The sequence below is a fragment of the Streptomyces sp. CA-288835 genome (assembly GCF_050936385.1).
Taxonomy (GTDB): domain Bacteria; phylum Actinomycetota; class Actinomycetes; order Streptomycetales; family Streptomycetaceae; genus Streptomyces.
On record NZ_JBNJMW010000001.1, the window covers coordinates 2,950,208 to 2,975,241 of the forward strand.

Annotated in this window: 19 protein-coding genes; 6 read left to right on the forward strand and 13 right to left on the reverse strand. The window is 70.0% G+C overall.

Going from position 1 to position 25,034, the window contains the following annotated elements; all coding sequences use genetic code 11:
- The first annotated feature begins 101 nt into the window (after positions 1-101).
- Complete coding sequence (locus ACQEVY_RS13225; protein ID WP_432948046.1) at positions 102-1,082, forward strand: LLM class flavin-dependent oxidoreductase; 981 nt, start codon at positions 102-104, stop codon at positions 1,080-1,082.
- A 130-nt stretch (positions 1,083-1,212) separates the two neighbouring features.
- Here ACQEVY_RS13225 and ACQEVY_RS13230 read toward each other — a convergent pair whose 3' ends face one another.
- The 4 genes from ACQEVY_RS13230 to ACQEVY_RS13245 form a co-directional block, all read right to left on the reverse strand.
- Complete coding sequence (locus ACQEVY_RS13230) at positions 1,213-2,631, reverse strand: sugar porter family MFS transporter (RefSeq protein ID WP_432948048.1); 1,419 nt, start codon at positions 2,629-2,631, stop codon at positions 1,213-1,215.
- A gap of 225 nt (positions 2,632-2,856) precedes the next feature.
- Positions 2,857-6,438, reverse strand: a complete 3,582-nt coding sequence (smc, locus tag ACQEVY_RS13235) for a chromosome segregation protein SMC (protein WP_432948050.1) — start codon at positions 6,436-6,438, stop codon at positions 2,857-2,859.
- Positions 6,439-6,650: 212 nt separating this feature from the next.
- Positions 6,651-6,854, reverse strand: coding sequence for a hypothetical protein (locus ACQEVY_RS13240; RefSeq protein ID WP_165338055.1), 204 nt, complete (start codon positions 6,852-6,854; stop codon positions 6,651-6,653).
- A 391-nt stretch (positions 6,855-7,245) separates the two neighbouring features.
- On the reverse strand, positions 7,246-7,527 hold the full coding sequence (locus ACQEVY_RS13245; protein WP_328768378.1) for an acylphosphatase: 282 nt from the start codon (positions 7,525-7,527) through the stop codon (positions 7,246-7,248).
- Positions 7,528-7,657: 130 nt separating this feature from the next.
- On the opposite strand from ACQEVY_RS13245, the gene ACQEVY_RS13250 reads away from it, so the two are divergent.
- Both ACQEVY_RS13250 and ACQEVY_RS13255 read left to right on the forward strand, forming a co-directional pair.
- Positions 7,658-8,779, forward strand: coding sequence for a CAP domain-containing protein (locus ACQEVY_RS13250; protein ID WP_432948053.1), 1,122 nt, complete (start codon positions 7,658-7,660; stop codon positions 8,777-8,779).
- Between the two features lie 101 nt (positions 8,780-8,880).
- On the forward strand, positions 8,881-9,270 hold the full coding sequence (locus ACQEVY_RS13255; protein WP_432948055.1) for a winged helix-turn-helix transcriptional regulator: 390 nt from the start codon (positions 8,881-8,883) through the stop codon (positions 9,268-9,270).
- On the opposite strand, the gene mutM is transcribed toward ACQEVY_RS13255, so the two are convergent.
- From mutM to ACQEVY_RS13295, 8 genes are all read right to left on the reverse strand, one after another.
- A complete protein-coding gene (gene mutM, locus ACQEVY_RS13260; protein ID WP_432948057.1) occupies positions 9,243-10,103 on the reverse strand; it encodes a bifunctional DNA-formamidopyrimidine glycosylase/DNA-(apurinic or apyrimidinic site) lyase in 861 nt (286 codons plus the stop codon). The genes ACQEVY_RS13255 and mutM overlap by 28 nt on opposite strands.
- A 187-nt stretch (positions 10,104-10,290) precedes the next feature.
- Positions 10,291-11,106, reverse strand: a complete 816-nt coding sequence (rnc, locus tag ACQEVY_RS13265) for a ribonuclease III (protein WP_432948059.1) — start codon at positions 11,104-11,106, stop codon at positions 10,291-10,293.
- 19 nt (positions 11,107-11,125) lie between these two features.
- Positions 11,126-11,299: a 50S ribosomal protein L32 gene (gene rpmF, locus ACQEVY_RS13270; protein WP_033321093.1), complete on the reverse strand. Its 174-nt coding sequence runs from the start codon at positions 11,297-11,299 to the stop codon at positions 11,126-11,128.
- Positions 11,300-11,301: 2 nt separating this feature from the next.
- Positions 11,302-11,946: a YceD family protein gene (locus ACQEVY_RS13275; protein WP_432948061.1), complete on the reverse strand. Its 645-nt coding sequence runs from the start codon at positions 11,944-11,946 to the stop codon at positions 11,302-11,304.
- A gap of 171 nt (positions 11,947-12,117) precedes the next feature.
- On the reverse strand, positions 12,118-13,215 hold the full coding sequence (locus ACQEVY_RS13280; RefSeq protein ID WP_432948063.1) for an ATP synthase F0 subunit B: 1,098 nt from the start codon (positions 13,213-13,215) through the stop codon (positions 12,118-12,120).
- Positions 13,216-13,346: 131 nt separating this feature from the next.
- A complete protein-coding gene (gene coaD / locus ACQEVY_RS13285; protein ID WP_328774065.1) occupies positions 13,347-13,826 on the reverse strand; it encodes a pantetheine-phosphate adenylyltransferase in 480 nt (159 codons plus the stop codon).
- A gap of 26 nt (positions 13,827-13,852) precedes the next feature.
- Positions 13,853-14,440 (reverse strand): 16S rRNA (guanine(966)-N(2))-methyltransferase RsmD, encoded by a 588-nt coding sequence (gene rsmD / locus ACQEVY_RS13290; RefSeq protein ID WP_432948065.1) that lies wholly within the window; start codon positions 14,438-14,440, stop codon positions 13,853-13,855.
- A gap of 45 nt (positions 14,441-14,485) precedes the next feature.
- Positions 14,486-17,701 carry a helicase-related protein gene (locus ACQEVY_RS13295; RefSeq protein ID WP_432948067.1) on the reverse strand — a complete coding sequence of 1,072 codons (3,216 nt, stop codon included), beginning with the start codon at positions 17,699-17,701 and terminating at the stop codon, positions 14,486-14,488.
- A gap of 160 nt (positions 17,702-17,861) precedes the next feature.
- Here ACQEVY_RS13295 and ACQEVY_RS13300 point away from each other — a divergent pair, with 160 nt between their 5' ends.
- Positions 17,862-19,706: an HSP90 family protein gene (locus ACQEVY_RS13300; protein WP_432948069.1), complete on the forward strand. Its 1,845-nt coding sequence runs from the start codon at positions 17,862-17,864 to the stop codon at positions 19,704-19,706.
- Entirely contained in the window at positions 19,703-22,687 is a 2,985-nt protein-coding gene (locus ACQEVY_RS13305; RefSeq protein WP_432948071.1) for a tetratricopeptide repeat protein, read from the forward strand. The genes ACQEVY_RS13300 and ACQEVY_RS13305 overlap by 4 nt, the downstream gene beginning before the upstream one ends.
- 46 nt (positions 22,688-22,733) lie before the next feature.
- Here the strand turns inward: ACQEVY_RS13305 and ACQEVY_RS13310 are convergent, their stop codons facing one another.
- On the reverse strand, positions 22,734-24,542 hold the full coding sequence (locus ACQEVY_RS13310) for a DAK2 domain-containing protein (RefSeq protein ID WP_432955199.1): 1,809 nt from the start codon (positions 24,540-24,542) through the stop codon (positions 22,734-22,736).
- A 264-nt stretch (positions 24,543-24,806) separates the two neighbouring features.
- On the opposite strand from ACQEVY_RS13310, the gene rpmB reads away from it, so the two are divergent.
- Complete coding sequence (gene rpmB, locus ACQEVY_RS13315; protein ID WP_003993230.1) at positions 24,807-24,992, forward strand: 50S ribosomal protein L28; 186 nt, start codon at positions 24,807-24,809, stop codon at positions 24,990-24,992.
- Positions 24,993-25,034 lie beyond the last annotated feature (42 nt).

The following is a 25,034-nucleotide window of genomic DNA, read 5'->3' on the forward strand; positions in this document are numbered from 1 at the left end:
GTGTCTCCAGGGCGTGACCCCGCTGTCACGACTCTGGCCGTCTGACGCCCCGTCAGCTACCGTCCCCCTTCTCCGGCACCCCGCCCGAAGGAGGACCCGCCATGCCCGTGACGGTCGTACGTTTCAACCTGGTGGAGCCCGACGCGACGAGCGAATCCCTCAGCGCCCGCTACCAGGCCGCCCTGGAGATGGCCAAGTACGCCGACGACCGCGGGATGAGCACCGTCCAGACCGAGGAGCACCACGGCGCCGCCAACAACTGGCTGCCCTCCCCCTTCACCTTCGCCGGCGCGGTCTTCGGCGCCACCCGGCGGATCGCGGTCACGGTCTCGGCGATCATCGGCCCGCTGCACGATCCGTTGCGGCTGGCCGAGGAGATGGCCGTACTCGATCTGATCAGTGGCGGCCGGCTGGTGACGGTCGCGGGCATCGGTTACCGCCCCGAGGAGTACGCGATCTTCGACGTCGAGTGGAAGCGGCGCGGCAAGCTCCAGGACGAGCTGCTGGAGACGCTGCTCAAGGCGTGGACAGGCGAGGAGTTCGAGTACCGCGGCCGTACGGTCCGGATCACCCCGCGCCCGTACACCCGGCCGCATCCGCTGCTGCTGGTCGGCGGCTCCTCGCAGGCGGCGGCCCGGCGTGCCGCCCGGCTCGGGCTGCCGTTCTTCCCGAGCGCGCATCTGCCGGAGCTGGAGGCGTACTACAAGGAGCGTCTCGTCGAGTACGGCACGGAGGGCTGGACGATGATGCCTCCGGCCGAGACGCCGCTGCTGCACCTCGCCGAGGATCCGGACCGGGTGTGGGCGGAGCACGGCGAGCACTTCCTGCACGAGGCGCGGACATACGCGTCCTGGCAGTCCGGCGACATCCGTTCTGCGGTGAAGTCGGGGGCGACGACGGTCGACGAGCTGCGCGCGGAGGGTGTGTACCGGATCGTGACGCCGGACGAGTGCCTGGCCCAGGGCCTCGAGAACTACGTACTGCATCCCCTGTCCGGCGGGATGCCGGTCGACGAGGGCTGGCGCAGCATGCATTTGTTCTGCGAGAACGTACTGCCCCGGCTCAAGGCCGCGGAGGGCTGAGCCGGGCGAGAACGTACTGCCCCGGCTCAAGGCCGCGGAGGGCTGAGCCGGGGCAGTACGCCTTACGGGACGAGGAGAGGGGCAGCGGGGACTTGGCCCGTCTCCTCGAGTTCGGGTGCCTGTCGCAGGGCTATCCCATCTCCTCCAGCGCCTTGCCCTTGGTCTCCGTGACGAACTTGAGCACGAAGGGGATGGAGAGCGCGGCGAAGACGGTGTAGATCACGTACGTCAGGGAGAGGTTCCAGTCGGCCAGGGACGGGAAGCTCGCGGTGATGGCCCAGTTGGCGATCCACTGCGCGGAGGCGGCGACGCCGAGGGCGGCGGCGCGGATCTTGTTCGGGAACATCTCGCCGAGGAAGACCCAGACGACCACGCCCCAGGAGAGGGCGAAGAAGAGCACGAAGACGTGGGCGGCGATGAGTGCGACCCAGCCCTGGGTGGCCGGCAGCTTGCCGTCGACGAGGTCGAAGGAGAAGGCCCAGGCTTCGAGGGCGAGACCGAGGACCATGCCGACGGAGCCGATGAGCGCGAGGGGCCTGCGGCCGATGCGGTCGACGAAGATCATGGCGATCACGGTGCCGACGATGTTGATGATCGACGTCGTGAACGAGTAGAAGAACGACTCCGTCGGGTCGACGCCGACCGACTGCCACAGCGTCGAGGAGTAGTAGAACGCGACGTTGATGCCGACGAACTGCTGGAAGACGGAGAGCCCGATGCCGATCCAGACGATCGGCTTGAAGAAGAAGCTGCCGCCGAGCAGGTCCCTGAAGGTCGACTTGTGCTCGCTCTTCATGGCGTGCTCGATCTCCCGCACGCGGGCGTCCAGGTCGATGTCCTTGCCCTCGACCTCGGCGAGCACCTCGCGGGCGCGGGTCTCCTTGCCGGCGGAGATGAGGTAGCGGGGCGACTCGGGGATCGCGAAGGAGAGCAGTCCGTACAGGACGGCGGGGATGACCATCACGCCGAGCATGACCTGCCAGGCTTCCAGGCCCATCAGGGTGCCGCGCTGGTCGCCATCCGCGGCGTTGAGGATGCCCCAGTTGACCAGCTGTGAGACGGCGATGCCGATGACGATCGCGGCCTGTTGGAAGGAGCCGAGGCGTCCGCGGTACGCGGCGGGGGCGACCTCGGCGATGTAGGCGGGGCCGATCACGGAGGCCATGCCGATGGCGAAGCCGCCGACGATGCGCCAGAAGGCCAGGTCGTACAGCGCGAAGGGCAGTGCGGAGCCGACGGCGCTGACGATGAAGAGGATGGCCGCGATCTGCATACAACGGATGCGGCCTATGCGGTCGGCGATCCGGCCCGCCGTGGCGGCGCCGATCGCGCAGCCGATCAGCGCGATGGCGATCACCTGCGCGAGGGCCGCGGAGCCGATGTCGTAGCGGTCCCGGATGGCTTCGACGGCGCCGTTGATCACGGCACTGTCGTAGCCGAAGAGGAAGCCGCCCATCGCGGCCGCCGCCGCGATGAAGATGACGTGCCCGAGGTGTTCGGGATGAGCCTGCCGGGCTCCTGACTTGGGTACCTGCGCTGCGCTGGTCACGTGTACTCCTCGGGCCGCCGGCCTCGCTGCCGGGGGGTGGGCAAGCCCTTGAACTGAAGGTAAAGGCAACGTTTTCGAGGTTATTGCTTCAAGTTTTGAAGTCAACCGGCCCAGATGAGAGCAAGTCCATAAGCAGGTAAGGATTTTGTGTTCGTTGCTTAAATGTCGTGCCCATGTTGTGACCGCCACGCAACGCCGAGCGATCCGAGAGCGGGCGCAGCCGAGCTAGCGAAGCCGCTGACTGATGACCTTCGAGACCCCGTCGCCCTGCATGGAGACGCCGTACAGCGCGTCGGCGACCTCCATCGTGCGTTTCTGGTGGGTGATCACGATCAGCTGCGAGGCCTCCTGCAGCTCCTGCATGATGCGGATGAGCCGCTGCAGGTTGGTGTCGTCGAGCGCCGCCTCGACCTCGTCCATCACATAGAACGGGCTGGGCCGGGCCTTGAAGATCGACACGAGCATCGCCACGGCGGTCAGCGAGCGTTCGCCGCCGGAGAGCAGGCTGAGCCGCTTGACCTTCTTGCCCGGTGGCCGGGCCTCCACATCGACGCCCGTGGTGAGCATGTTGTCGGGGTCGGTCAGGATCAGCCGCCCCTCACCGCCCGGGAACAGCCTGCTGAAGACGCCCTCGAACTCGCGGGCCGTGTCCCAGAACGCCTGGGTGAAGACCTGCTCGACGCGCTCGTCGACCTCCTTCACCACCTGCAGGAGATCGGCGCGCGTCTTCTTGAGGTCCTCCAGTTGCTCGCTGAGGAACTGATGGCGCTCCTCCAGCGCGGCGAACTCCTCCAGGGCCAGCGGGTTGACCTTGCCGAGCTGCTGGTACGCCCGCTCGGCCGATCTGAGCCGCTTCTCCTGCTCGGCCCGCACGAACGGCCGGGGCTGATTGCGCGGGTGCTCGGGGTCTTCGGGCAGCTCTTCGCCCTCGGCGGGCGGTGAGGGCGGTACGAGCTGGTCGGGGCCGTAATCGGCGACGAGCCCCGCCGGCTCCACACCGAGCTCCTCCAGCGCCTTCGTCTCCAGCTGCTCGATCCGCAGCCGCTTCTCGGCACCGAGCACCTCGCCGCGGTGCACGGAGTCCGTGAGCTTGTCGAGCTCAGCCTTCAGATCGCGGCCTTCGTTCCGGGCCACGACGAGATCCTGCTCGCGCAGGGCCTTGGCGCTCTCGGCGGCGGCCCGCTCCTCCTCCGCCCGGCCCACCGAGACCTCGACGTGCGCGAGCAGTTGCCGCGCACCGGAGGCGACGGCCTCGGCGACAGCGGCCTCGTGTCTCAGCCGGGCCCTGCGCTGCTCGGCACGCGCGCGTGCCTCACGTTCGGCGCGCGCGGCCCGGTCCAGCGAATCGGCCCGCCCGGCCAGCCCTTTGACCCGTTCCTCGTGCGTACGCGCCTGGAGCCGGGCCTCCATCTCGGTCTGCCGCGCGTTGGCGCCGTCCGCGGCGAGCCGGTCCCGTACGGAGGTGTCGGGCTCCTCCTCGACGGGCATCTCCTCGGCCACGGCGAGCCGTTCGGCCAGCTCTTCGACTTCCTCCAGGGCCTTGTCGAGGGCCTCCTGCGCCCGCGCGGCCGCGGCGGTGCTCCGCTCGGCCTCGCCTGCCGCCCCTCGGGCCTGCCCCGCCAGCCGCCCGAGCTGCTGGGCGACCGCCGACCGCTCCCGCTCCCCGGCCCGCCGCCGCTCCCCCAACTCCTCGACGAGCGCGACCCGTTCCTTCCGCTGCTCGGCGGCGAGATGCTGCGCCTCGCTCAACTCCTCGCACCGCACAGCGAGTTCTTCCAGCTCCGCCGCGGCTTCGTCGACGGAGGCCTGCACCTCGAGCAGACTCGGCGCCCCGGCCGACCCTCCGTGCGCGAAGTGCGCCCCGAGCAGATCGCCTTCGGCAGTCACAGCGGTCAGCTCCGGCCGCGCACTCACCACGTCCTCGGCGTCCTCAAGGGTCGCCACCACGACGATGCCTCGCAGCAACCGCCGCACGGCGGGCATGAGTTCAGCGGGCCCGCGGACGAGATCAGCGGCGTACGAAAGCCCGTCGCGCTCCGGAGTTACGTCGCTGGGGGCGCCGTCGCCCGATGCCGGAACCGCCTCGGGTGCCCCCGCGAGCAACAAGGCGGCTCGCCCGGCGTCCTGCTTGCGGAGGAGGCGGATGGCGTCGGCGGCCGCGTTCGGGGTGGTGACCGCGATGGCGTCCGCCGCCGTGCCGAAGGCGGCGGCCAGGGCGACCTCGTAGCCCGCGGTGACCGTCAGGAGTTCGGCGGCCGGGCCCAGCAGGCCGGTGAGCCGTTCCTTCGCCGCGAGCAGGGCGCCCGTGCCGTCCTTGCGGCGCAGGCCGAGAGCCAGGGTCTCGTGGCGGGCCTGGGTGGCGGCCCGCTTGCGTTCCGCCGCGGTGGCCGCCTCACGGGCCGCCGCCAGGGCTGACTCCGCCTCCGCAAGCGCCGACTTGGCCGCCTCGTGCCGCTCGGCCAGCTCCGCGTCGCCCTCGTCCAGGCCGTCGACCTCGGCCTTGAGCGCCTCGTACTCCTCCTGCGCGGCGACCGCCCGCTCCTGGGCCTCGTCGCGAGCGGAGGCGAGGCGGTCGATCTCGGCCTGGGCGGAGGCGGCGCGTGAACGGGCCGCGTTGACCTGGCCGTTCAGCCGGGCGAGCCCTTCGCGGCGATCGGCGATGGCGCGGGCCACGTCCTTCAGCCGCCGTTCCTCCACCGCCAGTTCGCGTTCAAGATCGGCCCGGTGGGCAACGGTGTCCTCCAGTGCCCGTTCGGCCGCCTCGAGGGCCGCTTCGAGCTCGGCCTCCTGCTCCCGGATCCGTGCGGCCTCGCGCTCCATGTCCTCGGGATCACGCCCGCGCCGCTCCTCGGCGGGCACGGAGGTCGCGCTCTTGACGCGGGCGTCGGCCAGCGAGATCGTGCCGCGCACCCGCTCGGCCAACTGCGACAGCTCGTGCCAGGTCTGCTGCGCCCGCTGGAGCCGCGGGGTGAGACGCCGCACCTCGCCCTCGAGCTCTGCCTCCCGCTGGAGCGCCTTCTTCAGTTCGGCCTCGGCGGCGTCCTTGCGTTCCTTGAGCGCGGCCTCGTCGGCGATCTCGGTCTGGAGCGCCTGGCGGAGTCGTACGAGATCGTCGGCGAGCAGCCGCAGCCGGGCGTCCCTCAGGTCGGCCTGGATGACGGCGGCGCGGCGGGCGACGGCCGCCTGCCGGCCGAGCGGCTTGAGCTGGCGCCGCAGTTCGTCCGTCAGGTCCTGCACACGCGCGAGGTTCGCCTGCATGGCGTCCAGCTTCCGCAGCGCCTTCTCCTTGCGCTTACGGTGCTTGAGGACGCCCGCGGCCTCCTCGATGAAGGCCCTGCGGCCCATCGGATCGGCGTGCAGTACGGAGTCGAGCTGGCCCTGGCCGACGATGACGTGCATCTCGCGGCCGATACCGGAGTCGGACAACAGCTCCTGAATGTCCAGCAATCGGCATGTATCGCCGTTGATCTGGTACTCGCTGCCGCCGTTGCGGAACATGATCCGCGTGATGGTGACCTCGGCGTACTCGATGGGCAGCGCGCCGTCGGAGTTGTCGATGGTGAGGGACACTTCGGCGCGGCCGAGCGGCGGGCGCCCGGTGGTGCCGGCGAAGATGACGTCCTCCATCTTGCCGCCGCGCAGCGACTTGGCGCCCTGCTCGCCCATGACCCAGCTGAGCGCGTCCACGACATTGGACTTGCCCGAACCGTTCGGTCCGACGACACACGTGATCCCCGGCTCGAACCGGAGCGTGGTCGCCGAAGCGAACGATTTGAACCCTCTCAGGGTCAGGGCCTTGAGGTGCACGCCGCCGGACTCTACCTTCCGGGCCTGTCTCACTCCATGAACGAACGGTTTCGCCCATGAACGTGCAGGGCACACCAGACGTTAAAGAGGGTGAAAGAGTGCGCGGGACAGAGGCGGGGGCAAAAAGAAGGGACGCCGAAGCGTCCCTTGCAACACTGGTTAGCGGCTGACTCGGACAGCCTGATCACCGGCGGCCTTGTGGGCCCAAGTGGTCAGGTGAGCGCAGGCTCCGCCTGGGGTACGTCGATGCTCTTCAGGAGCTGTTCGTGAGAAGCGGCAGCCGTCAGCTCGTCGTTCTCGGCCTGGATCCGTACGAGCTCGGATTCCAGGTCCTGGACGCGCTGCTGGAGCCGTCGCATCTCGGCGAGGAGTCGCGGGTCAGAGCCGCCGACGTAACCGAGAAGCGCCTTTGCCATGATGGATGGTCCTCCACAATGAGTGACCGACCGAAGCGGTGTGGGTCGTGAGGGAATCGCACCCGTTGTGCTTGGCACTGTTCAGTTGTTGCTGCCGTTCTTACATGCCAAACAGCTAAGGTGCGCGGGGCTTTCAGCGTCTCACCAAAAAGTTTGACGGTCAACACGATCACGCCCCGTATTGACGGGCAACCCGGGGCGCGCGGCCTGAAAACGGGCGGCGCTGCGTCTCCTTCGGGGCCCTTAGGGCGTAGAGATCATCCTTGCTGCGCGAGCCTGCCACGGCAAGCGGTTCTTGGCAACCACCAGCTGGTTTCTGCCTCGGGCAGGTGCCCGGGGCCGCTCACGCTCCCCTGCCTGCGGTGTTGCGGCCCGTGACGAGCAGTGGATCTCAGCGGATGGCGAAGCCGTCGTAGCCGCCGCGGGGTGTGTCCCAAATCTCGGTGACTCCGTCGACCCGGCCGGGTGTGTCGTCTCCCCGTAGCCAGTCGAGCAGTCCCTCACAGCCGGCCCGCGGCCCCTCGGCGACCACCTGAACCCGGCCGTCCGGCAAATTGAGAGCAAAGCCACTCAGTCCGCCGAGCTCCAGCGCCTTGGCACGGGTGAACCAGCGGAAACCCACACCTTGGACGCTTCCGCGCACCCATGCCACGAGTCGCACATCGTCGTTCATGGCTGCACGCTAACCAGTCATTTGGCCTCTGAGCACTTCTTACTCTTGCGTCATGCGGTACCGTCCCGACGCAATGCACCTCACTCGTTCGAGTGGGGAACGTTGACTGCAAGATGAGGAAGGCCAGGAGATGGGACGCCACCGACGCTCCGCCGCCGGCCGCGCCGCCACAGGCCGCGCCACCGGCGTCACGCAAACGTACGGATCACACACCGGCGGCTACTCAACGGCCGACCCGGGCTACTACGTGACTGACGCCATCTCGGCGGCCGGGCAGGGCCGCTACCAGCATGCCCTCTACCCGCAGAACGATGCCTACACGCACAGTGACGCATATCTCTTCGCGACGGGCGACACCGCTCAGGGAAGCGCCGCCTACCTCTACGCGACGAGCGACGTCGACGCGTACGCCACGACCAGCTTCGCGTCCGTCCCCGGCCCCCGCGGAGGGGGCTCGCACCGCCGCCGTAAGAAGGTCAAGGCCGCGGTGCCGGTGCGCACCGGTCTGCTCGGCGCCTCCGCGGCCGTAGCGATGGGTGCCGTCGCGGTCGCCTCCGGGCTGATCCCGGGCGGTGGTGACACCAACACGGCCGGCGGCAGCAACGCGGGCAAGGTGCAGACCTCGGGCTTCCCGACCGACCTCGGCACGCAGGGCGGTGCGGACGGCTCCTCGGACGACCGCGACGACTCCGGTACGAGCCGCGACGCCAACCGTTCTCCCTCGCCTTCGCCGACGCCCACGGAGCCGACGAAGGAACCCACCAAGGAACCCTCCGCGAAGCCGACCACGAAGACTCCGGAGAAGCCGAAGCCCACTCCGCCGCGTGCGGCCACGAAGGTGCCCAAGCCCACCCCGCCCAAGGCGGTGTCCCCGCAGACCGCGGCGGAGGCCGAGGTGCTCAAGCTGGTGAACCAGGAGCGGGAGAAGGCGGGCTGCAGCCCGGTGACGGCGTCCAACACGCTCGCCAAGCTGGCTCAGTCCTTCAGCGAGGCAATGGCCGAGCTGGACTTCTTCGATCACACCGACCCGAACGGGGCCACCCCCTGGGACCGTGCGGATGGGCTCGGCATAGCGAACCTCGGCGGCGAGAACATAGCCCGCGGCCAGGCCGACGCCGAGGCGGTCATGGCGGCCTGGATGGAAAGCCCCGGCCACCGCGCGAACATCCTGAACTGCGACTTCAAGACCCTGGGAGTCGGCGCCCACTTCGCTCCGGGCGGCCCCTGGTGGACGCAGGACTTCGGCTACTGAGCTTCAGCTACTGAGCTCTAACTGCTGAACTTCGCCCGCTAGCGGTTTCTATTGGTTAGCGCCACCTGCCGGTGCGCGCTGCGCCGGAGTACGCTGAAGGTATGGACCTCACGGAGACACAGGACCTCGCGTTCGACGTGTTCTCCAAGGCGTGTCCCTCGCGGGGCACCCTGGAGCACGTCACGGGGCGCTGGGGCGGGCTCACGCTCGGGGCGCTGTACGAAGGCCCGTTCCGCTTCAACGAGCTGCGCCGCCGTGTCGACGGCGTGAGCGAAAAGATGCTGTCGCAGACGCTGCACGCCCTGGAGCGCGACGGTCTGGTGCACCGCGAGGCGCAGCCCACGAACCCGCCGCGCGTGGACTACGAACTCACGCCGCTGGGCCGCGAGGTCGCCGAGCGGCTGCTGGGCCTCATCCACTTCGTGGAGGGGCGCATGGGCGAGATCCTGACGGCACGCGAGCGTTACGACGCGACCCGCGGCACTCGCTGACAGCGCGGGCAGAAGTAGCTGGACCGGTTCATCCAGGGCCGCCGCCTGATCGCGGTGCCGCAGCGCCGGCACGGCTCGCCCTCCCGCCCGTACGCGTCGAGGGACCGGTCGAAGTAGCCGGACTCGCCGTTCACGTTGACGTACAGGCTGTCGAAGCTGGTGCCGCCGGCAGTGAGGGCCTCGTACAGCACGTCCCGTACGTGGCCGAGGAGTTCGGCGGTGCGCGGGCGCGTGAAACCGGTGGTCGGGCGGTCGTAGTGCAGCCGGGAGCGCCACAGCGCCTCGTCCGCGTAGATGTTGCCGACACCGCTGATCAGCGACTGGTCGAGCAGGGCCCGCTTGATGGTCGTACGTCTGCGCCGCAGCTTCTCGTGGAAGGCGGCATCGTCGAACTGCGGGTCCAGCGGGTCGCGGGCGATGTGCGCGATGACGTCCGGCAGCCCTTCGGGGGTGGTCGTGTGCAGGGAGAGCCCGCCGAAGGTGCGCTGGTCGACGAAGCGGAGCTCGGTGGTGAGGGTGTCGTCGAAGCGGACGCGGATGCGCAGGTGCTTCTCGTCGGGCGCGCCCTCCGGCTGCACGAGCAGCTGGCCGCTCATGCCGAGGTGCGCGAGTACGGCGCTCGGCTGGTCGGCGAGAGGCAGCCAGAGGTACTTGCCGCGCCGCTGAGGCAGCCCGATCCGGTGCCCCTTGAGCCGGGCTCCGAAGTCCTCACCGCCCGCGATGTGCCGGCGCACCGCGCGCGGATGCAGCACCTGTACATCGGCGATGATCCGCCCGCTGACCCAGCGCTCAAGCCCGCGCCGTACGACCTCGACCTCAGGAAGCTCGGGCACGGTTTCTCCTCCGGATACGTGGGCGCTCCGCCGACAGGGCGGCTTAGAACTGCGGGCCGTCCGTGGCTGGTCGCGCCGCGCCCGCAGCGTACCGCTGCCTCTCAGGCGGGCCGGGCCGGGGCTGCTGAACACGATCGCCCGTCCCCTTGGCCGGGGACGGGCGATTGGTGACGGCTATGGCCGTGTGTCAGGCAGGAGCCGTGTCCGACCCCGCGGTCGAGGGGACGCCGACGTCCCCGTCGGCCTCCGCGGCCGCCTTCGCGCGTTCGTCCGCGGCGGAGCGGATCTCCCGCCACGCGGACTCCGCGGCCTGCTGCTCCGCTTCCTTCTTGCTGCGGCCGGTGCCGGTGCCGTACGAGACGCCTCCGACGCGGGCGGCAGCAGTAAAGGTCTTCTCATGGTCCGGGCCGGTCTCCGTGACCAGGTACTCGGGCACGCCGAGCCCCTCGGTCGCGGTGAGCTCCTGGAGGCTGGTCTTCCAGTCCAGGCCGGCACCGAGATTCGATGACTTCTCGATCAGCGGGTCGAACAGGCGGTGCACCAGCTCCGCCGCCGAGTCCAGCCCCTGGTCGAGGTACACCGCGCCGATCACCGCTTCAAGGGTGTCGGCGAGGATGGACGCCTTGTCCCGGCCGCCCGTGCCCTCTTCACCGCGGCCGAGCCGGATGAAGGAGCCGAGTTCGAGCCCGCGGCCCACCTCCGCCAGCGCACGCGAGTTGACCACCGCGGCCCGCAGCTTGGCCAGCTGGCCTTCGGGCAGGTCGGGGTGGGTGCGATACAGCGTGTCCGTGACCACCAGGCCGAGCACGGAGTCCCCGAGGAACTCCAGCCGCTCGTTGGTGGGCAGACCGCCGTTCTCGTACGCGTACGAACGGTGGGTCAGCGCACGCACCAGAAGGGCGGACTCAAGCTTGTAGCCGAGCCGCCCTTCCAGAAGCGTGTGGGACGAGGCTGTGGTGTCCGCCTTTTTCTTGGCGTTTACGTCCGCCTTGGCGTCAGACATGAAGCCTCTCACCAGCCGCTCAGACCTCGAGGACCTGGCGCTTGTTGTAGGTGCCGCAAGCCGGGCACGCGATGTGCTGCAGCTTGGGCTCGTGGCAGCGCTCACACGCAACCAGGTTGGGGACCGCAGCCTTCCACTGCGACCGGCGGTGGCGCGTGTTGCTGCGCGACATCTTCCGCTTCGGAACAGCCACGGCTACTTCTCCTGCTTCTCGTCGACGCCCGATTCGGCGCCGCTGATCTCGTCCTTCTCGCCATCTTCGAGTGAACCGGCGAGTCCCTGCAGTGCCGCCCAACGGATGTCGACGGCGTCATGGTGGTGGCCAGGTTCGTCCGAGAGACGTACTCCGCACTCGGAGCACAGTCCCTCGCAGTCCTCCTGGCACACCGGCTGCATCGGCAGTGCGAGCACCACCGCATCACGCAGCACAGGCTCGAGGTCGAACAAGCCGTCCTCGATGAAAAGCCTGTCCTCGTCTTCCTCGGCGTCGTCGGCCGGTTCCGCCTTCGGGCGGCCCCGGTCATCGGCGTCGGGGTACGAGAACATCTCCTGGAAGTCCGCTTCGAGTTCCAGCTGAAGCGGCTCCAGACACCTTACGCACTCCCCCTCGGCGACGGCCCGGGCGGTCCCTGTGACCAGGACACCCTCCATGACCGACTCGAGCCGGAGTTCGAGCTCCACCGGCGCGCCTTCCGGCACTCCGATCACTCCCTGGATACCGAGGTCCTTGGGAGCGTCGACCGCGCGGGTCAGCCGCTGCAGCGCACCAGGACGTCGCCCCAGCTCGTGTGTGTCGAACACGAGCGGGTTGCGGTGGTCGAGGCGGGCGTTCAGGGCCATTCCTGCTTTCGATCTTGAAACTCAGTCGCCACCCCAGATGTTCCCGGGCAGCGTGGATCGCGGACGAACGCGCGACCGAAGAGCCAGGATACTGGACCTTGCGCTCTCGGCCCAATCCGGTGCGCACCGGCCGCCCAGGACGCCTGGCGTACGCCCTGTGGGCGCCCTTCGTCAGCGTCCGCCGCGCTCCTGCTCGTACTGACGCAGCTGCTCGGCGCTGATCATGCTCGTGTCGAAAAGGCTGGTCTCGTCGAGGGCGTGCGCCTGCGGCTCGGGCTGCTGCTGCCCGTAGGCCTGCTGCCCTTGGTTGGGGTCGTATCCGGCCTGCTGGGCGTTCGGGTCGTAGCCCTGCTGCGGGTACACGGCGTAGGGATCGGCCTGCTGCTGGTACGTGTACTGCTGGTCCTGCTGGCCGTATGGCTGCTGATAGCCGTACGCGTCGGACTGTTGCTGATACGCGTACTGCTGCTGGCCCTGCTGATCCTGGTGGCCGTACGACTGCTGCGCGGGAACGGCCGCGGCCGGTTCGGCGGGCGTCCGGGCGGGGGCGTCCGCGGGGGCCGCGAGGCCGTCCAGGTACTCGGCGTCGGTGGTGTGCTGCACGGGCGTCCCGTCGTCCGTGAGGGCGCCCAGGTCGTCGGTGGCGATGCGGCCGTGCAGCTTCTGGCGGCCGCGGCCGACGGCCTCCAGGGTCTTGGCGAGAACGGCCTCGAAGGCGCCGAGCTTGACGTCGACGTATTCATCGGCGTTGCGGCGCAGGGTCTGGGGGTCGTGGCTGCGCTCGGGGGCGTCCTCGTCCTCGTATCCGTGCTCGTCGAGGCCGGGTCCGGTGCCGAGGAGCTTCTCGCGGCCGCGGCCGACGGAGCCGAGGGTCTTGGTGAGGACGACCTCGAAGTTGGCGAGCTTGGAGTCGACGTAGTCGTCGGCCTCCGCACGGATCTCCTCCGCCTCCTTACGGGCCTCGGCGAGGATGCGGTCCGCCTCGTTCTGGGAGCGGCGGGCGATCTCGGTGCCGGAGACCAGCGAGCCGCGCTCTGCGTGCGCGGACTCGATGATCCGCTGGGCCTCCTCGCGGGCCTGCTCGACCAACTGCTCGCGCCCGCCGATGAGTTCCTGGGCCTGGGCGAGGGAGCCGGGCAGCGCCTGGCGCACCTCTTCGAGCAGGGAGAGCAGTTCGGCGCGGTTGACCACGCACGAGGCCGACATGGGCATCGAACGGGCGCTGCCGACCGCCGCGACGATCTCATCGAGCTTCTTCTGCACGTCCACCGGTGCTCGCCACTCTCTACAGCTGTGATGGAGACGGACGGATCGACTGTACGGCCACTCCCGCCCCATCCGACACCGGGTGACGCACTGTCAGCCCACAGGGACCGTCCCGGTCCCGTCCGAGTGCTGTCTCAGTCCTTCTTGAGGCGTTCGTTGAGGGCTTCGAGGACCAGCGGCGGCACCAGGTGGGAGACATCGCCGCCCCAGGCCGCGACCTCCTTGACGAGCGAGGAGGACAGGAAGCTGTAGGTGGGGTTGGTGGGGACGAAGAGGGTCTCGACTCCGGAGAGGCCGTTGTTCATCTGGGCCATCTGCAGCTCGTAGTCGAAGTCGCTGACCGCGCGGAGTCCCTTGACGATCGCGGGGATATCGCGCTGCTTGCAGAAGTCGACGAGAAGGCCGTGGAAGGACTCCACCTCGACGTTCCCGAACTCCGCGGTGACCTGGCGGATCAAATCGATCCGCTCGTCGATCTCGAAGAGGCCCTTCTTGGACTGGTTGATCATCACCGCGACATGCACGACGTCGTACAGCTTGGACGCTCGGGCGATGATGTCGAGGTGTCCGTTGGTGATCGGGTCGAATGACCCGGGACAGACGGCGCGGCGCAACTGAGGTCCCTCGCTCTCCAGTCCGGTCATCGTGCGTCTTCGCACGTTGAGGCGGCGCGACCGTACCAAAACGTCCCCTCGCCGTAACGACGGGAGCGCAGTGCCTCGAAGCCGCCGGGCCACCGGAATTCGCCGCCTCTAGTACTGCGTTCAACGGTGACGAGCGCTTCGCCCGCGAGCCAGCCCTCCGCACGGAGTGTGAGCAGGATCTCGCGAAGATCGTCGTCCGGGACGTCGTACGGCGGATCGAGAAAGATCAGGTCGTACGGGGCTGTCGGCGCCCCCGCGCGGATGATCTGCGCCGCTTTGCCGGATCTCACCTCGGCGCCGGGCAGCCCGAGCGTTTTCACGTTCTCCTTGAGGGTGCGCACCGCTCGGGCGTCGACCTCGACGAGGAGGGTGTGCCCGGCGCCGCGTGACAGTGCCTCCAGGCCGACGGCGCCTGAGCCGGCATACAGATCGAGGACGCGCTCGCCCTCCAGGGGGCCGCCGAGCAGGGACTGCCAGGTCGAGAAGAGGCCCTCGCGTGCCCGGTCGGAGGTGGGCCGGGTACGGGTTCCGTGCGGGACGGCCAGGCGGCGCCCGCCGGCCCGGCCGGCGATCACGCGGGTCATCTCTGTCCTTGTCGTGGAACGAGCGGTTGTGACGGTTCCAGTCTGTCAGCCCTTCTCCAGGAACTGCTCCCTCTCCTCGTCCAGCAAGGCCTGCAGAGCCGTGCGCAGGGCGGGCAGGCGCGTGAGGTCGGGGTCCGCGGCGACGACCGCGGTCGCCTCCTCGCGGGCCTCGGCAATGATGTCCTCGTCCTCTACGACGGTGAGCATGCGCAGCGAGGAACGCACGCCGGACTGGGCCTGGCCGAGGACGTCGCCCTCCCGGCGCTGTTCCAGGTCGATGCGGGACAGCTCGAAGCCGTCCAGCGTGGCGGCCACGGCACCGAGTCGGGCCCGGGCCGGGCTGGCCTCCGGCATCTCGGTGACCAGGAGGCACAGGCCCGCGGCGGAGCCCCGGCCGACCCGGCCGCGCAGCTGATGCAGCTGCGATACGCCGAACCGGTCCGCGTCCATGATCACCATCACCGTGGCGTTCGGGACGTTCACCCCGACCTCGATCACCGTCGTGGCGACCAGGACGTCCGTCTCGCCCGCGGCGAAGCGGCGCATCACGGCGTCCTTGTCGTCCGGCTGCATACGGCCGTGCAGCACCTCGACCTTGAGTCCCTGGAGCGGGCCCTTGGCGAGCTGGTCGGCGACATCCAAGACGGCGAGCGGCGGGCGCTTCTCGGCCTCGTCCTCGGGGGACTTCTTCTTGGCCGAGCCGTCCTCCTCGTCCCCGATGCGCGGGCAGACCACGTACGCCTGATGCCCGTTGGACACCTCCTCGCGTACGCGCTCCCACGCGCGCGTCAGGAAGTGCGGTTTGTCGGCGGCGGGGACGACATGGCTGGCGATGGGTGAACGTCCGGCGGGGAGCTGGTCGAGAACGGAGGTCTCCAGGTCACCGAAGACGGTCATCGCGACGGTACGCGGGATGGGTGTGGCGGTCATGACGAGCAGGTGCGGTGGCTGCTTGCCCTTGCCGCGCAGGGCGTCCCGCTGCTCGACCCCGAACCGGTGCTGCTCGTCGACCACGACCAGCCCCAGGTCGTGGAACTGCACCTTGTCCTCGATCAGCGCATGCGTGCCGATCACGATCCCCGCCTCGCCCGTGACGAGATCAAGAAGCGCCTGCCTGCGGGCGGCGGCACCCATGGAGCCGGTCAGCAGCACCACCTTGGTGGCCTGCTCGGCCCCGCCCAGCATCCCCCCCTCGGCCAACTCCCCCATCATCTCCGTGATCGACCGGTGGTGCTGCTGCGCGAGCACTTCGGTGGGCGCGAGCATCGCGGCCTGCCCGCCCGCGTCGACGACGGCGAGCATGGCGCGCAGGGCGACCATCGTGTTGTGGGTGACCGTGAAGTTGTCGGTGATGTAGGCATGGCTCGGATGAGCGACGCTGATGCACTGGACCGGCTTGCGGCCCACGTACTCGACGGCGCGGATCCCACGCCGGAACGTGTTGTATTTCGGCCGGGGGCGCATGCGGCCCGCTTTCCGGGCAAGCCGGAAGGGGACGAACTCCTCGGGCAAGGCAATCGACACGTTGAAGGCGGATTTCTTCGGCAGCACCCTCGCCCGGCCTCCAAGCGACCGGACCAGCCAGGCAACGTCATCGGCCAGCTGCCTGGAGACCGAACAGAATGAGACGCTCATGCCTTGAGCGTCCACGGTCCCATCCGTGTCCATCAGCCCCTGCAACACGGCAAGGCGGTCCTTGATCGACGTGTTCATGAAGACAGAGGGGAGAAACTTGTCGTGCGAGCTTGCCCCCCAAAGCCTCAGCGAACGCAGCACACTGATAACCGGATTCCTCCGTGTCCCGCCTTTCGGCCCGGACAGTCTGATGGTGTAGTCGCAGCGCGAGCCGGGCACCGGCACCAGCTCGCAATCCGGAACCACGGCGGAGCGCACAGCAGCCAGAATCTCTTCGTCGATCGTCGACACACGAAGGTTGTGTCGAAATGATCCATCGCCCAGAAGCAGTCCAAAAAGATAAGGATCCAGAGGCGGCATCGTGCCGTCGCTCAGGTCCACTGGCGTCGCTTCAGGCAGATACCACTTCGACGAGCCATTGGCCTTGTAGGTATCTGCTCTGATCTCCCGCGTGGTCAACACCTTCGGCGCCTGCCCCCGGTCCCAGGCACAACTCGTGCCCACGATCCACAGATGCTCGTCATCGCATTCCACGGCGGTGTCGTCGGACAGAATCAACCGCCAAACGTCCCGCTGGCCCTGCGGAAAGACTCCGTCCACCAGGGCAATTTCTCCCGTGGGAGTCACCACCGCATCACCCTCCGAGACGTCGCCCATTCTCTTGAAGCCTGTGGGCGTCAGGACCAGGGAGTCGAGTGGCTGCGCCTTTCCGGAACCCACCTCTCCCTGGAGCAGCCGGTGCATCGGGTGCTCGGTGGCCAGGTCGTCGAAGATCTCCTTGGAGACCTTCTGCTGGCCCTCGGTGAGGGTGAAGGGGAGCTTGGCGTCGAAGGCGGTGAGCAGGCCCTCCGGGGTGGGTTTGCGCGGGACGGCCGGGAGTTGGGCGTCCGCGTGGCGACGGCGGGCCAGGGCTACTTGGAGGACGAAGGCCTCGTCCCACTTGAGGCGGTCGCGGGCCTGTGTGTAGTCGGCCTTGGTGCGCGGCTGGTGGATCTTCAGGAGCGCTTCGGGAAGCGGGAGGAGATCACGGTCGTCCCTGAGCGAGTCCGGCAGCGGGTCGACGGCCTCCTGGGCGCTCGGCAGCACGGTCTGGACGGACTTGCCGATCTTCCAGGATTCCAGCTTGGCGGTGGCGGGGTAGATCGGGATAAGCGATCCGGCCCACTTGTCGATGGCCTCCTCGCCGTCTCCGCGCAGCAACTCGTAGGCGGGGTGGGCGAGTTGGAGTCGGCGGTTGAAGACGGAGACCTTGCCCGCGAACAACGCGCGCGTGCCCGGCAGGAGCTCCTTGTGGGGCTTGTGGGCGCCCTTACCGAAGAAGACCAGCTGGAGGCGGCCGCTGCCGTCCGTGATGGTCACTTCGAGGCGCTGGCCCTTCCCGCGCGGGGCCTTGGGCGAGGAGAAGGTGACCAGGCGGGCGTCGGCGACCTGGGCGACCACCGTGACGTGCTCGTCCATGGGCAGGTCGGCGAGGTGGGTGAGCTGGCCGCGCTCCTCGTACCTGCGCGGATAGTGGTGCAGCAGGTCGCCGACGGTGTGCAGGCCGAGGAACTCGGCCATCACCTTCGCGGTGGCGGGGCCGAGCACCTTCTTCAGTGGTTCATCTAGCGCGGGCACGAGATCCATTGCACACCACACCACTGACAACGCCGTATACGTCCCGGAATTCCGCTGGTCAGGCGGGTCCGTTCGGGCCTAGGATTGCGCGCTCCGGCCTTGTTCGCGGTCACCTCGCGGGACCGCCCGACCCCGCGCCGTCGCACGTCCCCCCACCGGCGCAGCGACGATGGACTCTCAGATTTCGGATTCTCAGAACTCCCAGGCATCTCAGTCACCCCATACGTTCCAGGTCGACCTGCGCGGACTTGTGGACCTGCTCTCCCACCATCTCTACTCCAGTCCCAAGGTCTACCTGCGCGAGTTGCTGCAGAACGCCGTGGACGCGATCACCGCCCGCCGCGCCGAGCAGCCGGAGGCGCCCGCCCGGGTGCGGCTGTTCGCGGAGGACGGCGCGCTGCGCGTGGAGGACTCCGGGATCGGGCTCACCGAGGCGGATGTACACAACCTCCTCGCGACGATCGGCCGCAGCTCCAAGCGGGACGACGGTCTTGAGTCGGCGCGCTCCGACTTCCTCGGGCAGTTCGGGATAGGCCTGCTGGCCTGTTTCGTGGTGGCCGAACGCATCCGGGTGGTCAGCCGCAGCGCACGTACGCCTGACGCACCGCCCGTCGAGTGGACGGCGACGGACGACGGCTCGTACCGGGTCCGTACGCTGCCTGATGAGGCCCGTACCGAGCCGGGCACAACCGTGCATCTGGTGGCCCGTCCGGGCGCCGCCGAGTGGCTGTCAGGGGAGCGTGTGCTGGCGCTGGCCCGGGACTTCGGGTCGCTGCTTCCGTACGACGTACGGGTGGGCGAGGAGGCGGTGACCGACCTTCCGGCGCCCTGGGATCGCTCGTACCCGTCTCCCGCCACCCGAAGGGTGGCCCTGGCGCGGCACTGTCACGACCAGTTCGGCTTCACACCGCTGGACTCCATCGACCTTGACGTGCCGCTCGCCGGGATCCGCGGCGTGGCGTACGTGCTGCCGTCCGCGGTCAGCCCGGCCCAGCGTGCCGGTCATCGTGTGCATCTGAAGGGCATGCTGCTCACCGAGCGGGCCGAACGGCTGCTGCCCGACTGGGCGTTCTTCGTGCGCTGTGTCCTCGACACGGACAGTCTGCGGCCCACCGCGTCCCGGGAGTCGCTGTACGAGGACGAGACCCTGGCGGCCGTACGGGAGGCGCTGGGCGAGCGGATCCGGTCCTGGCTGACCGGGCTCGCCGCGGGCGATCCGGAGCGGCTTGCGGCCTTCCTGTCGGTGCACCACCTGGGCGTGAAGTCCCTTGCGCGGCACGACAAGGAGATGCTGCGCACGATGCTGCCGTGGCTGCCCTTCGAGACGAGCGACGGACGGCTGTCCCTGGAGGAGTTCGCGTCGCGGCACCCGGTGGTGCACTTCACGCGGACCGTGGAGGAGTTCCGGCAGGTCGCCCCGATCGCCTCCGCGCAGGGCGTCGGGGTGATCAACGGCGGCTACACGTACGACAGTGAGCTCGTCGAGGCGCTGCCCTCGGTGCGCCCGGGGACGGTGGTCGCCGAGCTGGACGCCGACACGGTGACCGCGCACCTGGACGCGGTCGACCCGGCAGAGGAGCTGGCGCTGTCCGGCTTTTTGGGGGCCGCGCGGGCGAAACTCGACCCCCTGGGGTGCGATGTAGTGCTGCGCGCCTTCCATCCCCTCTCCGTGCCGGCGCTGCACCTGGACGACCGGTCGGTGCGTCACGAACAGGCGCGCGCGGACGCCGAGGAGCAGGCCGACGACCTGTGGGCGGGCATCCTCGGCTCCTTGCGCGGCAGCGCCCCGCGCGCGCGGCTGGTGCTCAACCACCTCAACCCGCTCATCCGGAAGGTCAGTTCTCTCGACGACCCGGAGTTGATCGGTACGGCCACGGAGTCGCTCTACGGACAGGCCCTGCTGATGGCGCAGCGCCCCCTGCGCCCTGCGGATTCGGCACTCCTGAACCGTGCCTTCATCGGCCTCCTGGAGTGGGCCACCCACAGCAACTCCCCGGAGGAGGGCGGCCGATGAGCGCGACCATGGACTTCGAGGCGCTGCGCCAGGCGATAGCCGAGAACTACGAGCAGCCGGAGGGCCCGGCCCGCAACGCGCGCGCGGAGCAGTTCCTTTCGGAGGCCGAGAAGCTGGGCATCCCGCTCGCCGTGATCGAGGCGCTCGGGCACCAGCTGAAGGTCTACAACTACAGCTCCGAGAGCGCCAAGATGTTCGTCCCCTTCGCGCGTCTGCTGCGCATGTGGGACGAACGGCCCGAGGACTTCGACGCGTACGAGACCCACTCGCTGCACTGGGTCTTCAAGTGGATGTCGTCCGGCATGCTGTGCCAGCCGCACATACCGCTCGCCTCCATCGAGAAGTGGCTCGGCGAGATGGAGCACCGCTATCGCCTCGCCGGGCACTCCGAACGGGCCGTGCGCAGTGCCGAGTTCAGCGTGGCCGCGCACGTCGGGGACGTGGTACGTGCCGAGCGGGCGTTCGCGGCGTGGCTGGCCGCCGACCGGGACAGCATGGCCGACTGCCACGCATGTGAGCTGCACGACCAGGGCTGGTGGCGGGCGCAGCGGGTCGAGGACGCCCGTGCGCTGGAGCTGTGGTCGCCGGTCCTGGAGGGCGAGTACACCTGCGCGCACGAGCCGCACGCGGCGCTGGCGTCCTCCTTGCTCCCGCTGCTGCGTCTTGGCCGCCTGGACGAGGCGCGTGCCCACCATCTGCGGGGCTTCCGGCTGGTGCGGTCCATGGAGAGCATGCGGAGCGCGTATGCCAACCATGTGGAGTTCTGCGCGCTCACCGGCAACGAAGCCCGCGGCCTGGAGTTGCTCGCGGAGCGTCCGGCGTATTTCACGGACTCCGGGGAGCCGCTCAGCAAGCTCGATTTCATGGCCGTGGTGGCGCTCCTGATGGACCGCGTCACCGAACTCGGCAGGGGCGACCAGCCGGTGCCCGGCCCGGCCGGGCGGAGCTGGACGGCACGCGAACTCGCCGCCCACGCGCGCGGGGAGGCACTTTCGCTGGCGGCCCGTTTCGACGAGCGCAACGGCACGCCGTACGTCGGCACTCGCATCCGGGAGCGAATGAGCCGACAGCCGCTGGTGGACCGGCTGCCCTTGGGCATACGGTCCCGGACCGTGACGGCTCCCGTGAGGCCCACGTCCGCCCCGCCCCCCACGGAGACCGCCGGAGCCGCACCCTCCGAGCCGGACCTGTCCGCGCTGCTCGCCGAGGCCCGTCGGCTCTCGGCCTCGCTGCACCCGGGGTCCGTGGCGGCGTGGGCCGCGGTAGCCGAGGCGGCCGGTGACGAGGAGCTGGCGCCCCGGGACCGCGCGGAGATGACCGACCACCAGGCGATGGGCCTCGGTCCCGAGGGCGTGGAACTGTTCGCCCGCGCCGCCGAGTTGTACACCGAGGCCGGCGACCCGGGCGAGGCCCTGGCGGCACGCGCGCGTGGAGCGTACGTACGGGCCCTCTCCGGCCGCACCGACGAGGCGCTGGCCGCGGTCTCGGAGCCGTACGAGCGGGTGCTCGGCCTCCTCGCGGAAGGCGGGACCGGCGTTCAGCAGGCGGCCTCCGTGCTGGTGGGGCGGGCCCGAATCCTGATGCAGCGGGTGCAGGAGGCGGCGGAGGAGCGCGAAAACGGCCTCTCCGGAGACGGGGGAGGCGAGGTAGACGAGGCGTTCGCCGCCGCGGAGTCCGCCGTGCGGGAGCTGCTGGCCCTCGCCGAGCCGCACACCGGGGACGACCTCCTGGTCGCCGCACGCGCCGCGGAGGCGCACGCCATGCTCGGGGAGCTCGCGGCGCACGCCGGGGACGTGGAGAGGGCCACAGAGCTGCTCACGCGGGCCTCGGAGGCGTTCGTGGCGGCCGGGCTGCCGTGGTTCGCGGTGGAGTACGAGGCCCGGCTCACCGGCATGGCACGCCACCTGGGCGACGCTGAGGCGGCGGAGCGGGCGGCCCGGGCGGCGCTGGAGCACGGCGGGCCGTACCTGGAGGCGACGGGCCATGCCCAGCTGCACCTCCAGCTGGCCGAAGTCCTAGGCGCCACCGGCCGGTTCGGGCCTGCCGCGGATCACGCACTGGAGGCGGCGTACTGGGCCGACGAGGGCGGCGAGGGGGCCACACTCGGCGCCTGGGCGCGGCATCAGCTCGGCGGCTTCCTGGTGAACCAGGAACGCTGGGCGGAGGCCGCGGAGGTACTGGAGTCGGCGCTGACCGAACTGGCCGCGGAGACGCACGGCGAGGGTGCGCTCGTACAGACCCGGTGGTGGCTCGGCGACTGCCTCGCCGAGCTCGGAGAGCACCGCGAAGCTGCCGAGCACCTGCTCCGGGCCGCCGAGATCGCCCGGCACTGGCCCGAGCAGCGCGACCACGCCACGCTCGCGCACCTCGCTGCGGAAGCCCTGGGTAACGCCGGGCTGCCCGACCAGGCGGAGCGCGCCTACGAGCGCGCCGGTGACCTGTGGCGCTCCCTCGGCAACGTCCACGGACTGGTCCGCTCCCTGCGGGCGCGCGCGTGGGTCGTGGCTCGCGAGGAGTGCTCCGGGCTCGACGCGGCACGGGAGTTGATGGCGGCGGCGGTCCAGGAGTGCGAGGTCGCCGTACCGGAGGACGACGCCGCCCGTGACCACCTCACCGCCGAACTCGCCGATACACACCGGCAGTTCGGTGACCTGATCGCCCGGTCCGTGGCCGGCGACGCCGACGACGAGTCGATCGAGGCCGTGTTCGAGGAGTCCCTCGCCCACATCACACGGGCCATCACGGGCTTCGCCTCCTTGGGCGAAGCAGGCCTCCACAGCCGTACGGGCGCCGAACTCGCCGCCGCCTGGCTGGAGGCCGACCTCGGGCGCCCCGAAGCGGCGGCGGCACGCGCGCGCGTGGTTCTCGCGGCGTACAAGGAGGCCGACACCACCGCCGATGACGACGAAACGGTGGCGTCCCGACGGGCGCAGGCGGAGGAACTGCTGTACATGACGGGAACGGAGGACCAGGAGCCGTAGAGCGCGCGGCCTGCCCATGCCCTCGGCTTCGGTTTCGGCTTCGGGGCTACTCCACGCCGATCAGCAGCAGCGCGCCCTGCCGACCGCCCCGGTACACCACCGTGTCGACGGCCAGGTAGGACTCGCGTACCCGGGCTTCGAGGTGGGCGGCGATCGTATCGGGAGCCTCGTCGCCCAGGACCAGGGTGACCATCTCGCCGCCCGCCGAGAGCATGCGGTCGAGGACGGTTTCGGCGGTGGCCGTGATGTCGGAGCCGATCACCGCTACATCGCCCTCGATGAGGCCCAGGATGTCCCCGGCCTGGCAGATGCCGGCACTGGTCCAGAACTCCCGTTCCGCGACGGCGAGTTCGGCGTAGCGGGTCGCCCCGGCCGCCGAGGTCATCGAGACGACGTCCTCGTCGAAGCGCCGCTCCGGCTCGTGCACGGCGAGCGCCGCGATCCCCTGCACCGCGGAACGCGTGGGGATCAGGGCGACCCGGACTCCGTCCGCGCGGACCTGCTCGGCCGCCGCGGCAGCCGTGTGCCGCAAGTCGGCGTCGTTGGGCAACAACACCACCTCGCGCGCGTGGGCCCGCCGTATCGCCTCGACGAGCTCTCCGCTCGCGGGCGGCTCCTCCGGGCGCGCGAGAACGGTCGTCGCGCCGGCTTCGGTGTACAGCCCGGCCAGCCCCTCTCCGGGGACCACGGCCACGACCGCGCGCTGCACCCGCTCACGCACCGGCCGCCCGGCGGCGCCCGCCATATGCGCGTCCCCGGCCCCGAAGTGCGTGATCCGGATCCGGTACGGCCGCCCGGCCTCGACGCCCGCTTCCACGGCCGCGCCGGCGTCGTCGACGTGCACATGAACGTTCCACAGCCCGTCACCGCCGACCACGACGAGCGAGTCACCCAGGGCGTCGAGCCGCTCCCTAAGCCGGTCCACGGCGGCGTCCTCCGCCTCCAGGAGGTAGATCACCTCGAACGCGGGCCCACCCTCCTCCGTAGCCGGGGTTTCGTCCGCGCACTCCCCCACGTCGCCCAGCGGCTCCACGGGGGCGTCCTCCACGCGCGCGTGCCCCATGAGAACCGGCACCGCCCCCGCGGCTACAGGCGCCTCCCCCGTGAACGTCTCGACCAGCGCCGCCAGTACGGCCACAAGCCCGCGCCCGCCCGCGTCCACCACTCCGGCCCGCTTCAGGGCCCCCAACTGCCCCGGAGTCGCCGCCAGAGCGGCCCGAGCCCCCTCGTACGCCGCCCGCGCCACCGACCCGCAGTCGCCCTCGGCCCCGGAGGCGGCGTCGGCGGCGGCCGAGGCGACCGTGAGCACCGTGCCCTCGACGGGATGCGCGACGGCCTGCCGTGCCGAGTCGGCCGCCTGCCTGAGAGCGAGCCGCAATCCCTGGCCGTCGGCACGGGCGGTCTCGCTGTCGGCGGCCAGCACCTGGGCCATACCCCGCAGCAGCTGCGCGAGGATCGTCCCGGAGTTCCCCCGGGCCCCGATGAGCGCGCCGTGCGCCATCGCCCGTACCGCGTCGGCGAGCGTCGGCCGCTCAACCGCCCCCGCCGCCTCTTCACTAGAAGCGCTGTAGGCACCGGAGGCACCGCCGGAGACACCGCTTGAAACGGCGGAGTGCGCCGCGAACACCGCCTCGACCGCCCCAGCCGCCGACTCCACGGTCAGATACAGATTGGTACCGGTGTCCCCGTCCGCGACCGGATAGACGTTGATCGCGTCGATCTCCTCGCGCGCGCGGCCGAGTGCCTCAAGCGCGAGTCCGCACCAGGCGCGCACCGCGAGAGCGTCCAATGCCCGCCCGTCTCCCACCGCCGCCCTCAACGGAGGCCCTTCGGGCCGCCCCTCCCTCTCTGGCACCTGCGGCACCTGCGCCTCCTTGAGCAGCGAACGTGGGACGCAGCGTAGACCCAGGTCAGGTTTCCGCCGGAAGTGGCCCGGGGCAGGCCCCCGGGCCGACCATGGTAGTTTCGTTGTACGGACGCAGTCGTTGTATGCTGCTCCGGTTGCCCGATCCGATCGGGCCTTCTCCCTGGCACCGCCACTCAGATCCTGGATTCCTTGATCTTGATCCCGGCATGCCGGGATCAACCGTAAGAGCATCTGAAGTCTTTGGAGTGACCCGTGGCTGCCAACTGCGACGTCTGCGGCAAGGGGCCGGGCTTCGGCAACAACATCTCGCACTCACACCGCCGTACGTCCCGTCGCTGGAACCCGAACATCCAGCGCGTCCGTACCGTGGTGGGCGGGACGCCGAAGCGCGTGAACGCTTGCACCTCGTGCATCAAGGCCGGCAAGGTCTCGCGCTGACGCTCTGCTAGCGCGCGGCCACTGCTGGTTCGCTGCATGGCC